Genomic DNA, 13,468 nt, shown 5'->3' on the forward strand with positions numbered 1-13,468 from the left:
CCGGCGCCCAGCCCGGAAGTGCCTCCGGTGGTGGCTTCGGCACCCGCGGAGGCGCCGCCGGTCGCTGCTGCGCCAGCGTCGACGGCAGCCAGCGAGCCGGCAACTGCCCCGGCACCGGCACCCAGCGCGGGCCCGAGCTTCCTCGACGGCTTGCTCGAGAACCCGTTGCTGCTGCCGGGTGTCGGCGTGCTGGTCGCGCTCCTCGCCGGCTTCGGCTTCTACCGCATGCGCCAGGGCAAGCGCGACAGCGGCGAGACCTCGTTCCTCGAAAGTCGCCTGCAGCCGGATTCGTTCTTCGGTGCGAGTGGTGGGCAGCGCGTCGACACCCGCGACGCGACCGGCGTGCCGTCATCGATGAGCTACTCTCTGAGCCAGCTCGATGCGATCGGCGACGTGGACCCTGTGGCCGAGGCCGATGTCTACCTGGCCTACGGCCGCGATCTGCAGGCCGAAGAGATCCTCAAGGAAGCGATGCGCTCGAGTCCGGAGCGCATGGCGATCCGGCTGAAGCTGCTCGAGGTCTATGCGAAGCGCCGCGACACCAAGGGCTTCGAACTGCTCGCCACGCAGCTCTATGCGCTGACCGGTGGCGAAGGCGAGGACTGGCTGCGCGCGCAGCAGCTCGGCGCCGGCATCGACCCCGAAAACCCGCTGTTCCAGCCGGGCGGCCGCCCGCCCGGTGCACCGGTCGACGGCGGCGCCGTGGTGGAGGCGCTCGGCGCCAGCACCATGCCGCAATCGGTGTTGCCGTCTCCGTCGCGCTTCGATGCGCAGCGTTCGGAAATCCTCGAGGACCCAGGCGTCGACCTGGACCTGGACGTGTCGGTGCCTGGCGCGCTCGATGAGACCCCACGGCCTTCGGCACCGGAGCGCACCCAGCCGCTGCCGGCCGCGGCGGCCCCGACCGCCTCGCCGGACCTCGGGTTCGACTTCGACCTGCCGTCCCTCTCGCTTGACGATCCCAGCCAATCGGCTGTCTCCACCACCGTGGCCGATGAGTCGCTGCCCGACCTCGGCAACTTCGATCTGCCGGGCGACGAAGCGACCGATGAGGCGCTGTCCCGCAAGCTCGAACTGGCGGAGGAGTTCCGCCAGATCGGTGATCTCGAAGGCGCCCGCGACCTGTTGCAGGAAGTCGTGGCGCAGTCCGGCGGCACGCTCAAAGCCAAGGCCCAGAGCATGCTGAAGGACATCGGCTGAACCGGGTCGGTTCGGTCGCTGATCGTCTCCAGCCGGGCTCCGGGCCATGCGATTGGCCCTGGGCCTGAGCTATCGCGGCGGCGCCTACCGGGGCTGGCAGAGCCAACCCGACGGGCTCACGGTGCAGGACCGGGTCGAGGAGGCCCTGGCTCGCTTCGCCGATCGGCCGGTGCGCACCGTGTGCGCCGGGCGCACCGACGCTGGCGTGCATGCGCTCAACCAGGTGGTCCATCTCGACACCGAGATCGAGCGTGAGCCGTTCTCCTGGGTGCGCGGCACCAACCGCTACCTGCCTCCTGATATCGCCGTGCAATGGTGCCGGCCGGTCGATGCCGCCTTCCACGCGCGCAACAGCGCGCGTGGAAGGCGCTATGCCTACCTGCTGCTGGAGTCCCCCGTGCGGCCGGCCATCGAGGCCGGTGCCGTCGGCTGGGTGTTCCGGCCACTCGATGCGACGCCCATGCGCGAGGCGGCGGCCCACCTGATCGGCGAGCATGATTTCAGCGCCTTCCGCTCAGCCGAGTGCCAGGCGGCCAGCCCGGTGAAGAACCTGAGGCGTATCGAGATCGTTCGCTGCGGCGCCTACTGGCGTTTTGAGTTCGAGGCCAGCGCCTTTCTCCACCACATGGTCCGGAACTTGATGGGCTGCCTGCTGGCCGTAGGGCAGGGTGTGCGAGCGCCGCAGTGGCTGGCCGAGGTGCTGGCCGCGGGCGATCGCCGCCGGGCTGCGCCCACCTTTGCCCCGGATGGCCTGTATTTCCTCGGTCCGCAATACGATGCGAACCTTGACCTGCCCGAACGCACGCCCGCGTTCGACTGGCTGCCCTGAAAGCCCATGCGCACCCGCATCAAGATCTGTGGTCTGACCCGCGAGGCCGATGTCGACGCGGCGGTCGAGGCCGGAGCTGACGCCGTCGGCTTCGTTTTCTATGCGAAGAGCCCGCGTGCGGTGTCCGTGGCGCACGCTGCGGCGTTGGCGCGTCGCCTGCCGCCGTTCGTGACGCCGGTCGGCCTGTTCGTCAACGCTGCGCCGCACGAACTGGCCGCTGCCTGTGCCGCCATTCCGACGCTGATGCTGCAGTTCCACGGCGACGAGACGCCGGCGCAGTGCGATGCGGTGGGGCGGCCCTACCTGCGCGCTGCCCGCATGACACCGGGTTTCGATTTGTTAAACTTTGCGCAGCAGTTCTCGAGCGCCCAGGCCCTGCTTCTCGATGCATATGTCGAGGGCTACGGCGGCGGCGGAAAGGTCTTCGATTGGTCACTCGTTCCATCCGGCGTCACCCCTCCGCTCGTTTTGTCTGGTGGGTTGAGTGCTGCCAACGTGACCGATGGGGTGCTGAAGGTGCGGCCTTGGGCCGTTGACGTGAGTTCCGGCGTGGAGAGTGCGAAGGGCATCAAGGATGCCGACGCCGTCCGCCGGTTTTGCGAGGCAGTGCGCGAGGCCGATGCCCGTGTCGCCGCCAGCGAGATCTGACACCTTCCCTGCACCCACCATGTTGAATTACCAGCAACCCGATGCGAGCGGCCATTTCGGCCGCTATGGCGGCAGCTTCGTCGCCGAGACGCTGATCCACGCGCTCGACGAACTGAAGGCCGCCTACGCGCGCTATCGCGACGATCCCGAGTTCGTGGCCGAGTTCAAGAGCGAGCTCGCGCATTTCGTCGGCCGACCCAGTCCGATCTACCACGCCGCGCGCATGAGCCGCGAGCTCGGTGGCGCCCAGATCTACCTGAAGCGCGAGGACCTCAACCACACCGGCGCCCACAAGATCAACAACACCATCGGCCAGGCGCTGCTGGCCCGGCGCATGGGCAAGCCGCGCGTGATCGCCGAAACCGGTGCCGGCCAGCACGGCGTGGCCACCGCCACCATCTGTGCCCGCTACGGCATGGAATGCGTGGTCTACATGGGCAGCGAGGACGTGAAGCGCCAGTCGCCCAACGTCTACCGCATGCACCTGCTGGGCGCCAGGGTGGTGCCGGTGGACAGCGGCAGCAAGACGCTGAAGGACGCGCTGAACGAGGCGCTGCGCGACTGGGTCACCAACGTCGAGAACACCTTCTACATCATCGGCACCGTGGCCGGCCCGGCGCCGTACCCGGAGATGGTGCGTGACTTCCAGAGCGTCATCGGCGAGGAATGCCTGCGGCAGATGCCGGAGATGGCGGGTCGCCAGCCCGACGCGGTGATCGCCTGCGTCGGCGGCGGCAGCAATGCGATGGGCATCTTCTACCCGTATATCCGACACGAGGGCGTGCGCCTGATCGGCGTGGAGGCGGCCGGACACGGGCTCGACTCCGGCAAGCATGCGGCCAGCCTCAGCGCCGGCTCGCCGGGCGTGCTGCACGGCAACCGCACCTACCTGTTGCAGGACGCGAACGGCCAGATCATCGAGACGCACTCGATCTCCGCCGGACTCGATTACCCCGGCGTCGGCCCTGAGCACGCCTACCTGAAGGACATCGGGCGGGCCGAGTACGTCGGCATCACCGACGACGAGGCGCTGCAGGCCTTTCACCGGCTGTGCCGCACCGAAGGCATCATCGGCGCTTGAATCCAGCCATGCGGTGGCCTACGCGATGAAACTGGCGCCGACGATGCGCAGCGACCAGAGTCTGCTGGTCAATCTGTCCGGCCGGGGCGACAAGGACATCGGCACCGTTGCCGACCTGTCCGGCGCCGAGTTCTACGACCGGCCGTCGTCGCGCGGCGAGAAGGTGAAGCAATGAGTCGCATCGCTGCCACCTTCGAGCGGCTGCGCGGGCAGCGGCGCACCGCGCTGATTCCCTACATCACCGCCGGCGATCCCTACGCCGACGCCACCGTCGACATCATGCTGGCGATGGCCGGAGCCGGGGCCGACGTCATCGAACTCGGCGTGCCGTTCTCCGACCCGATGGCCGACGGCCCTGTGATCCAGAAGGCCTCGGAGCGGGCGTTGGCCAAGGGCATCGGCATGGGTCAGGTGCTGGCGATGGTGCGGAGCTTCCGAGAGCACAACGACACCACGCCGGTGGTCCTGATGGGCTACGCGAACCCGGTCGAGCGCTATGGCATCGACCGCTTCGTCGCCGACGCCAAGTCGGCCGGTGTCGACGGTGTGCTGGTGGTCGACTACCCGCCTGAGGAGTGCGAGGCTTTCGCCGCGCAACTGCAGGGCGCGGACCTCGACCCGATCTTCCTGCTCGCCCCGACCTCCACCGAGCAGCGTATGAAGGACGTGGGCCGCATTGCGCGGGGCTACGTCTACTACGTGTCGCTCAAGGGCGTGACCGGAGCAGGGCACCTGGACACCGACGCCGTCGCGACGATGCTGCCGCGCATCCGCGAGCACGTGAAAGTGCCGGTCGGCGTGGGTTTCGGCATCCGCGACGCGGCCACTGCGAAGGCGCTTGCAGCGGTGGCCGACGCGGTCGTCATCGGCTCGCGCATCGTCCAGTTGCTGGAAGCCGAGCCGCGCGAGAGCGTCGCTGCCGTCGGCGGCACCTTCATTGCCTCGATCCGCGAGGCGCTAGATTCTTCAACCGAAGGAGTGCGTGCATGAGCTGGCTCGAGAAACTGCTGCCGCCCAAGATCCAGCCCACCGATCCGACCGAGCGTCGCTCGGTGCCGGAAGGGCTGTGGATCAAGTGCCCTGCCTGCGAGACGGTGCTCTACAAGACCGACCTGGAGCAGAACGCCTACGTCTGCCCCAAGTGCACCCACCACCACCGTGTCGGTGCGCGCGAACGCCTCGACAAGTTCCTCGACCCGGAGGCCGCTACGAGCTGGCCCAGGAGGTCGTGCCGGTCGACCCGCTGAAGTTCAAGGACAGCAAGAAGTACCCCGAGCGCCTGAAGCAGGCGATGGAATCCACCGGCGAGACCGACGCGCTGGTGGTGATGGGCGGCGCGGTCCACACGCTGCCGGTCGTCGCCGCAGCCTTCGAGTTCGAGTTCATGGGCGGCTCGATGGGCTCGGTCGTCGGCGAGCGCTTCGTGCGCGGCGTCGAGGCAGCCATCGACCAGAAGACGCCGTTCCTCTGCTTCACCGCGACCGGCGGCGCGCGTATGCAAGAGGGACTGTTGTCGCTGATGCAGATGGCCAAGACCAATGCGGCCCTGACGCGGCTGGCCAAGGCGAAGCTGCCCTACATCAGCGTGCTGACCGACCCGACGATGGGCGGCGTATCGGCCGGCTTCGCCTTCATGGGCGACGTGGTGATTGCCGAACCGAAGGCGCTGATCGGTTTCGCCGGCCCGCGCGTGATCGAGAACACCGTGCGCGAGAAGCTGCCCGAGGGCTTCCAGCGCAGCGAGTTCCTGCTGAACAAGGGGGCGCTCGACATGATCGTCGACCGTCGCGAATTGCGCGGCACGGTGGCCCAACTGCTCGCGATGCTGCAGCGGCAGAGCGCCGACGCGGTGGCCTGAGCTTTCTCCCGTCGCGCTCGGTGCAGCTGGCGGCAGCGAGCCGCCAGCACGGCGAAGGGCGGTGTCGGCCGCCCTTGCGCTTGAAGCTCGGCCGTTGTCCATCCGCTTCTCTGTCCCACGATTCGCGCTCCATGACGACCCCGTCCACGCTCGCCGACTGGCTGGCCCATTGCGAGCGCCTGCATCCCCGCACCATCGACCTCACGCTGGAGCGCGTGCAGCGCGTGCGCAAGCGGCTCGGGCTGGGCTTCGACTGTCCGGTGTTCACGGTGGCTGGCACCAACGGCAAGGGCTCGACCTGCGCGATGCTCGAAGCCATCCTGCTGCATTCGGGTTATCGGGTTGGCGTCTACACCTCGCCGCACCTGGTGCATTTCGAGGAACGCTGCCGCATCGGCGGCGAGATCGTCGAGGCGGCAGCGCTGCTGCCGCACTTCGCGGCTGTCGAGACGGCCCGCCAAGGTGAGACGCTGACCTACTTCGAGTTCACCACGCTGGTGATCCTGCGGCTTCTCAGCGAAGCCTCGCTCGACGCGGTGGTGCTGGAGGTCGGCCTCGGGGGGCGGCTTGACGCCGTCAATTCGATCGATACCGACTGCGCCATCCTCACCAGCATCGACCTCGACCACATGGACTATCTCGGGCCCGACCGCGAGGCGATCGGGCGCGAGAAGGCGGGCATCCTGCGCACCGGCCGGCCGGCGATCGTCGGCGACCCGGTGCCGCCGCAGAGCGTGATCGACCACGCGCGCGAGATCGGCGCCGACCTGTGGCGCTTCGGGCACGACTTCAACTATCGCGGCGACAAGCAGCAGTGGGGCTGGGCCGGTCGTGCGCGCCGCCACAACGGGCTGGCCTATCCGGCCCTGCGCGGCGCGAACCAGCTGCTCAACGCCTCGGGCGTGCTGGCGGCGCTGGAGGCGCTGCGCGACCGGCTCCCGGTCACAGCGCAGGCCGTTCGCAACGGACTCGCGATGGTGGAACTGCCTGGGCGCTTCCAGATCGTGCCGGGCGCACCGACGCTGGTGCTCGATGTCGCGCACAACCCGCACGCCGTCGCCACGCTGGCCGAGAACCTCGACCAGATGGGCTACTACCCCTGCACCCACGTCGTGTTCGGTGCGATGAAGGACAAGGACATCGAGACCATGTTCGCGCGTCTGTTGCCGCTGGTGGATCGCTGGTACTTCAGCGACCTGCCGACACCCCGCGCTGCGACGGCGCAGGAGCTCCGGGCCCTGCACGTGCGGGCCGTGGCCGCGCGCGCGCCGGGGGCGACGCCGCTGCCGCCGCAAGTGCAGGCCAGCGAGCATCCAGCGCCCCGCGCCGCACTCGTCGCGGCCCTCGAAGCGGCTGACCCCGCTGATAGAATTGTGGTGTTCGGATCGTTCTTCACCGTCGGTGGCGTGCTCGAGAACGGGTTGCCACGCCGCACTGCCAAGCATCTGGGTTGACATTGCGGTTGCCGACCCGATGTGCAGGTCCGACGGCCTGCATCGCGGAACCATCGCAGGGCGTTGCGCTTGCCGTCGATCACCTCCCGGAAGCCTCCTCGCATGGGTCTGCTGTCCTTCTTTCAACGCAAGTCCGGCACCGGGTCCGGCGCCTCACCGACCGACGCTGATTCCGTCGAACTCGCGCGTGGCCGTGCACGTCGCCGCCTGGTCGGCGCGACAGTGCTGGTGGTGCTGGGTGTGTTGGGCTTTCCTCTGCTGTTCGACACGGCGCCGCGACCGCTGTCGGGCGATATCCCGATCGACATTCCTCGCAAGGACGCTGCCGCGCCGCTGGTCACCAAGCCGGCGAGTCCGCCGTCGGACGCCGTGACGGCACCGAAGGACGATGCGGTCATGACGGAGCGCGCCGAGGAGGCCGGACGCGAGGTCGCCGTGCCGGCTGCGTCGCCGCGTGTCGCGGCTGCGCCCCCGGAAAAGCCCGCAGTAAAACCCGCCGACAAGAAGCCTGAGCCGGCCGCCAGCAAGCCCGCATCCACCAAGCCGGCGGTGGCCGCCGATGCTGCCCGAGCCAGGGCCGCGTTGGAAGGCAAGCCTGCGGTCGTCGCGGCCAAGACCGAGGCTGCCGACAAGCCCTCCGATGGCAGTACACGCTTCGTCGTGCAGGTCGGTGCCTACAGTGAGGCCGACTCTGCCCGCGAGGCCCGCTCGCGTGTCGAGAAGCTGGGCTACAAGACCTACACGCAGGTCGTGGAGACGCCATCGGGCAAGCGCATCCGGGTGCGCATCGGCCCCTACGCCGATCGCGGTGAGGCCGACAAGGTGGCCGCGAAGATCAAGCAATCCGGCCTCGGTTCGGCCGTGCTCACGCTGTGAGCGCCGCCGTGGCGCAGGTCAGCTGGGTTGACTGGGTGTTCCTCGCCGTCGTCGGCCTGTCGGTCATCGTGGGTCTGGTGCGCGGCCTGCTGTACGAGGTGATGTCGCTGCTGGGCTGGGTGGTCGCCTACGTGGCGGCGCAGGCCTTCGGCTTCGCCGTGGCGCCGAGCATCCCGGTCGGGGCACCGGGCTCGGGGCTCAATCTCGCAGCGTCGTTCATGATCGTCTTCGTGGCCGTGCTGATCGGCTGGGGTTTCCTGTCGTGGCTGATCAAGAAGCTGGTGCAGGCCTCGCCGCTGAGTCCGCTCGATCGGGTGCTGGGCGCGGTGTTCGGTCTGTTGCGCGGTGTGCTGGTGGCGCTGGTCGCCGCGACGGCGGTCACCATGACGCCGCTGGCGACATCGCCGGCATGGCAAGCTGCCCACAGCGTGGCGGGCCTGCAGGCGGTGCTGGCCGGCCTGAAGCCGCTGCTGCCGCACGAGGTGGCGCGGCATCTGCGGGCCTGAGAGAGATTCATTTCAAGGGGTAGTCCATGTGTGGCATCGTCGGTGTGATCTCCACGGCACCGGTCAATCAGCTGATCTATGACGCACTGCTGCTGCTGCAGCACCGCGGGCAGGACGCAGCCGGCATCGTGACAGCGGGGCCGGACGCCAAGGGCCGCAAGTTCTTCATGCACAAGGCGCGTGGCATGGTGCGCGACGTGTTCCGCACCCGCAACATGCGCGGATTGCCCGGCACCGTGGGGCTCGGCCAGGTGCGCTACCCGACCGCGGGCAACGCCTACAGCGAGGAGGAGGCGCAGCCGTTCTACGTGAACGCACCCTTCGGCCTGGTGCTGGTGCACAACGGCAATCTCACCAACGCCCATGCGCTGAAGCAGGAGCTGTATGCGGTCGATCGCCGCCACCTCAATACCGACAGCGACACCGAGGTGCTGCTGAACGTGGTGGCGCACGAGCTCGAACTCGCGGCCCGCGACTTGCCGCTGACGCCGAACGAGATCTTCAAGGCCGTCGGCGCGGTGCATCGGCGCATCAAGGGCTCTTACGCGGTGGTCTGCCTGATTGCCGGGCACGGCGTGCTGGCGTTCCGCGACCCGTTCGGCATCCGCCCGCTCTGCCTGGGCGATGCGGAAGGCCCAGAAGGACGCAGCGTCATGGTGGCCAGTGAATCGGTCGCACTCGAAGGCACCGGCCACCGCATGGTGCGCGACGTGGCGCCGGGCGAGGCGGTGTTCATCGATCTCGAAGGCCGTGTCCACGCGCGGCAGTGCGCTGCGAAGGCCTCGCTCAATCCCTGCGTATTCGAGTTCGTCTACCTGGCCCGTCCCGACTCGGTGATCGACGGCATCTCGGTCTACCAGGCGCGGCTCAACATGGGCGAGACCCTGGCGCAGCGCCTGGTATCGACGATGCCGCCGAACGAGATCGACGTGGTGATTCCGATCCCCGAGTCGAGCCGGCCGTCGGCCATGCAGCTGGCGCAGAAGCTCGGCAAGCCCTACCGCGAGGGCTTCGTGAAGAACCGCTACGTCGGCCGTACCTTCATCATGCCGGGGCAGGGCATGCGCAAGAAATCGGTGCGCCAGAAGCTCAATGCGATCGTGTCGGAGTTCAAGGGCCGCAACGTGCTGCTGGTCGACGACTCCATCGTGCGTGGCACCACCAGCAAGGAAATCGTGCAGATGGCGCGCGAGGCCGGCGCCCGCAAGGTCTTCATGGCCTCGGCCGCGCCGCCGGTGCGCTTCCCGAACGTCTACGGCATCGACATGCCGACCAAGGGCGAGCTGATCGCGCACGACCGCAGCATCGAGGAGATCCGCGAGTTCATCGGCGCCGATGCGCTGATCTACCAGGACGTCGCGGCGATGAAGAAGGCCGTGGGCTCGCTGAACCCGAACCTGGCCGGCTTCGAGGCCTCGTGCTTCGATGGCGTCTACATCACCGGTGACGTGAGTGCCGCGGACTTCGAGGCACTGGCTGCGCAGCGGCCGTTGCAACTGGAAGAAGATGCCGAGTCGGCGTCGCGGCTGGCGCTGCAGAGCGCCACGGAGGTCTGATGGCGGGCACCGACGACACCAAGCGGCTGCCGCGCGTCGATCTGCCGGCCGACGTTCGGCTGGACACGCTCGCCGTACGCGAGGGCCTGCCACCCAGCCAGTACGGAGAGAACTCCGAGGCGCTGTACCTGACCAGCAGCTTCGTGCACCCCGACGCCGCCACCGCAGCCGCGCGCTTCGCCAATGAGGAAGAAGCCTTCGTTTACTCGCGCTTCAGCAACCCGACCGTCACGATGATGGAGCGTCGCCTGGCGGCGATGGAAGGCACCGAGGCCTGCATCGCGTCGTCGAGCGGCATGAGCGCGATCCTGCTGCTGTGCCTGGGCCTGTTGAAGGCCGGCGATCACGTGATCTGCTCGCAGAGCGTGTTCGGCTCGACCATCAAGCTGCTGGGCGGTGAACTGGCCAGGTTCGGCGTCGAGACCAGCTTCGTGTCGCAGACCGACGTGGCGGCATGGCAGGCAGCCGTGAGGCCGACGACCCGCCTGCTGTTCGCCGAGACGCCGAGCAACCCGCTCACCGAGGTGTGCGACATCGCGGCGCTGGCCGACGTGGCGCACCGGGCCGGTGCCCTGCTGGCAGTCGACAACTGCTTCTGCTCGCCGGCACTGCAGCAGCCGGTGAAGCTGGGTGCCGACCTGATCGTCCATTCCGGCACCAAATACCTCGACGGCCAGGGCCGCGTGCTGGCCGGCGCGGTGTGCGGCCCGGCACATATCGTCAACGACAAGTTGGTGCCGCTGATGCGCAGCGCCGGCATGAGCCTGTCGCCGTTCAACGCCTGGGTGGTGCTGAAGGGCCTGGAAACGCTGGCGATCCGCATGGCCGCTCAGAGCGAGCGAGCGCTCGGTCTGGCGCGATGGCTCGAGGCTCACCCGGCGGTGCAGCGCGTCTACCACCCTGGCCTGCCGTCGCACCCGCAGCACGCGCTGGCGATGGCGCAGCAGAACGGCTGCGGCGGGGCGGTGGTGTCTTTCATCGTGAAGGGCGAGGGCGCGGAACTCGCGCGTCGCAACGCCTTCCACGTGATCGACAGCACGCGCATCTGCTCGATCACCGCCAACCTCGGCGACACCAAGACCACCATCACGCATCCGGCCAGCACCTCGCACGGACGACTGACCGAGGCGCAGCGCCTGGCGGCCGGCATCACGCAGGGCATGATCCGCGTTGCCGCCGGCCTGGACGACCTGGACGACCTGAAGGCCGATCTCGCGCGCGGCCTCGACACCCTGACGGCATGAGCAGCACCTCCCCAGCCCCCGTTCGCACGCGCTTCGCGCCGTCGCCCACCGGCTTCATCCACCTCGGCAACATCCGCTCCGCGCTCTACCCCTGGGCCTACGCCCGGGCGACGGGCGGCGTGTTCGTGCTGCGCATCGAAGACACCGATGTGGAGCGTTCGTCGCAAGAGGCAGTCGACGTCATCCTCGAGAGCATGCGCTGGCTGGGCCTGGATGCCGACGAGGGCCCGTTCTTCCAGATGCAGCGCATGGACCGCTACAAGGAGGTGCTGGCCGGGATGCTCGAGCAGGGGCTCGCCTACCGCTGCTACATGGGCCAGGCCGAGCTCGACGCGTTGCGCGAGCGCCAGATGGCCGCCAAGCAGAAGCCGCGCTACGACGGCACCTGGCGGCCCGAACCCGGCAAGACGCTGCCGCCGGTGCCGGCGGGCGTGCAACCGGTGATCCGCTTCCGCTCGCCGATCGGCGGCAGCGTGGCGTGGGACGACAAGGTCAAGGGTCGCATCGAGTTCAGCAACGACGAGCTCGACGACCTGGTGATCGCCCGGCCCGACGGCACGCCGACCTACAACTTCTGCGTCGTCGTCGACGATGCCGACATGAAGATCACCCACGTGATCCGCGGTGACGACCACGTGAACAACACGCCGCGGCAGATCCACATCCTGCGAGCGTTGGGTCACGAGCCGCCGGTCTACGCGCACCTGCCGACCGTGCTGAACGAGCAGGGCGAGAAGATGAGCAAGCGCCACGGCGCCAAGCCCGTCACGCAGTATCGCGACGAGGGCTACCTCGCCGATGCGGTGGTGAACTACCTGGCCCGCCTGGGCTGGAGCCACGGCGATGACGAGATCTTCTCGCGCGAGCAACTGGTCGAATGGTTCAACCTCGATCACCTCGGCAAGAGCGCTGCGCAGTTCGACGAGGCCAAGCTGCGCTGGGTCGGTGCCCAGCACCTCAAGCGCACCGATGATGCCGTGCTGGCGCCGCTGGTGGCGCTGCAGTTGCATCGGCTGGGCCTTGCTGCTCCCATCGACGAGCGGCTCGCGAAGCTGTGCGGCTTGTTCAAGGACCGCTGCGCCACCACCGTGGAGCTGGCGCAGTGGCTGGCGATGTACTTCGGTGACGTGACGCCGAGCGCCGAGGATCTTGCGGCCCACGTGACCGACGCGGTGAAGCCCGCGCTGTCGTCGCTCGCGGTCCGGTTCGCCGAGATCGCGTGGGATGCCGCATCCATCCAGCAGGCCTTCAAGGCTACGCTTGCCGAGCACGGCCTGAAGTTGCCGCAACTGGCGCATGCGGTGCGCGTGCTGGTGTGCGGCCGCGCGCAGACGCCGTCGGTCGATGCCGTGCTGGCCCTGTTTGCCCGCGACACTGTGCTGGCTCGCTTGCGAGCAGCCTGAAAATCGTCATATAATTTCGGTCTCGCTTGAACAGCGCCGGGGGTATAGCTCAGCTGGGAGAGCGCTTGCATGGCATGCAAGAGGTCAGCGGTTCGATCCCGCTTACCTCCACCAAAGGCTTGAAGCTGCGGTGGCGCTGTTCAAAAGAGAAGTGATTTGCCAGAAGTTTTCAGTCCCCTTCGTCTAGAGGCCTAGGACACCACCCTTTCACGGTGATTACAGGGGTTCGAATCCCCTAGGGGACGCCAAGTCAGCGCAGGACTTGCACAGCGATGTGAAACCTGCCAACCACATGGAGTGGTAGTTCAGTTGGTTAGAATACCGGCCTGTCACGCCGGGGGTCGCGGGTTCGAGTCCCGTCCACTCCGCCAATAAAATCAACGGGTTAGCAACGCAAGTTGCTAACCCGTTTTGTCTTGTGATGGCCTGAGGGGTAAACCAAGGGGTAAACCGTGCAGCGGCTGCATACGGTCCGCGACGGACTGCAGCGGACAGTGCGAGCGGTATTGGCGTTCGACGTGGAATGAACATGACGGGTGGGCGCGGAGTGCCTGCGAAGTGGCTTGGAACTACTCCGCACCCGCCAGCACTTGCCCGGTGGCCGTCGTAGTGCGAGCGCCGCGCGACCGACCTTTCCGGGCGACCTGTTTCGAGGTCGCAGCGGCGGACAGAATCGTCGCGAGGTGTTGCCCAAGGCGGTTCCACGCGGCACGCTTTTCGTTGGCGTAGTCGTGGTGCAGATAGTGGCGACGCACCTTCGGGCCCGGCAGCTTATGGTTCTGGCACCGATCGATTGTTGACGCCGACCGAAAA

Annotated in this window: 10 protein-coding genes, 3 tRNA genes and 3 pseudogenes; 15 read left to right on the forward strand and 1 reads right to left on the reverse strand. The window is 67.9% G+C overall.

Annotated elements, in window-relative coordinates:
* The 15 genes and pseudogenes from Y694_RS15160 to Y694_RS15230 all read left to right on the forward strand — a co-directional run.
* Positions 1-1,200, forward strand: a 1,200-nt coding sequence (locus tag Y694_RS15160; protein ID WP_036233969.1) for a FimV/HubP family polar landmark protein, incomplete at its 5' end; no start/stop codon positions are given.
* A 46-nt stretch (positions 1,201-1,246) separates the two neighbouring features.
* Complete coding sequence (gene truA / locus Y694_RS15165; RefSeq protein WP_011829752.1) at positions 1,247-2,029, forward strand: tRNA pseudouridine(38-40) synthase TruA; 783 nt, start codon at positions 1,247-1,249, stop codon at positions 2,027-2,029.
* A 6-nt stretch (positions 2,030-2,035) separates the two neighbouring features.
* The gene (locus tag Y694_RS15170) at positions 2,036-2,677 is read left to right on the forward strand and encodes a phosphoribosylanthranilate isomerase (protein WP_036233971.1); all 642 of its coding nucleotides are present in this window, start codon (positions 2,036-2,038) and stop codon (positions 2,675-2,677) included.
* 19 nt (positions 2,678-2,696) lie between these two features.
* A pseudogene (trpB, locus tag Y694_RS15175) lies at positions 2,697-3,933 on the forward strand (tryptophan synthase subunit beta).
* Positions 3,930-4,748: a tryptophan synthase subunit alpha gene (gene trpA, locus Y694_RS15180; protein WP_011829749.1), complete on the forward strand. Its 819-nt coding sequence runs from the start codon at positions 3,930-3,932 to the stop codon at positions 4,746-4,748. The pseudogene trpB and the gene trpA overlap by 4 nt, the downstream one beginning before the upstream one ends.
* Positions 4,745-5,616: pseudogene (gene accD / locus Y694_RS15185) on the forward strand (acetyl-CoA carboxylase, carboxyltransferase subunit beta). The gene trpA and the pseudogene accD overlap by 4 nt, the downstream one beginning before the upstream one ends.
* 131 nt (positions 5,617-5,747) lie before the next feature.
* On the forward strand, positions 5,748-7,070 hold the full coding sequence (gene folC / locus Y694_RS15190; RefSeq protein ID WP_011829747.1) for a bifunctional tetrahydrofolate synthase/dihydrofolate synthase: 1,323 nt from the start codon (positions 5,748-5,750) through the stop codon (positions 7,068-7,070).
* A 102-nt stretch (positions 7,071-7,172) separates the two neighbouring features.
* Positions 7,173-7,946: an SPOR domain-containing protein gene (locus Y694_RS15195; RefSeq protein ID WP_051495811.1), complete on the forward strand. Its 774-nt coding sequence runs from the start codon at positions 7,173-7,175 to the stop codon at positions 7,944-7,946.
* Between the two features lie 8 nt (positions 7,947-7,954).
* Complete coding sequence (locus Y694_RS15200) at positions 7,955-8,452, forward strand: CvpA family protein (protein ID WP_036233977.1); 498 nt, start codon at positions 7,955-7,957, stop codon at positions 8,450-8,452.
* Between the two features lie 26 nt (positions 8,453-8,478).
* Positions 8,479-10,008 carry an amidophosphoribosyltransferase gene (gene purF / locus Y694_RS15205; protein WP_011829744.1) on the forward strand — a complete coding sequence of 510 codons (1,530 nt, stop codon included), beginning with the start codon at positions 8,479-8,481 and terminating at the stop codon, positions 10,006-10,008.
* Entirely contained in the window at positions 10,008-11,252 is a 1,245-nt protein-coding gene (locus Y694_RS15210; RefSeq protein ID WP_051495812.1) for an O-succinylhomoserine sulfhydrylase, read from the forward strand. The genes purF and Y694_RS15210 overlap by 1 nt, the downstream gene beginning before the upstream one ends.
* The gene (gene gltX / locus Y694_RS15215) at positions 11,249-12,655 is read left to right on the forward strand and encodes a glutamate--tRNA ligase (RefSeq protein WP_036233973.1); all 1,407 of its coding nucleotides are present in this window, start codon (positions 11,249-11,251) and stop codon (positions 12,653-12,655) included. Before Y694_RS15210 ends, gltX begins: the two co-directional genes overlap by 4 nt.
* Before the next feature lie 38 nt (positions 12,656-12,693).
* A tRNA-Ala gene (locus Y694_RS15220) sits at positions 12,694-12,769 on the forward strand.
* Positions 12,770-12,827: 58 nt separating this feature from the next.
* Positions 12,828-12,903: transfer RNA gene (locus Y694_RS15225), tRNA-Glu, on the forward strand.
* A gap of 46 nt (positions 12,904-12,949) precedes the next feature.
* Positions 12,950-13,026 (forward strand) — tRNA-Asp (locus Y694_RS15230).
* A gap of 198 nt (positions 13,027-13,224) precedes the next feature.
* Here the strand turns inward: Y694_RS15230 and Y694_RS26030 are convergent.
* Positions 13,225-13,468 (reverse strand): annotated as a pseudogene (locus tag Y694_RS26030) (hypothetical protein); the annotation flags it as partial.

This window comes from Methylibium sp. T29-B, from assembly GCF_000576225.1.
In the GTDB taxonomy this organism is placed as follows: domain Bacteria; phylum Pseudomonadota; class Gammaproteobacteria; order Burkholderiales; family Burkholderiaceae_C; genus Methylibium; species Methylibium petroleiphilum.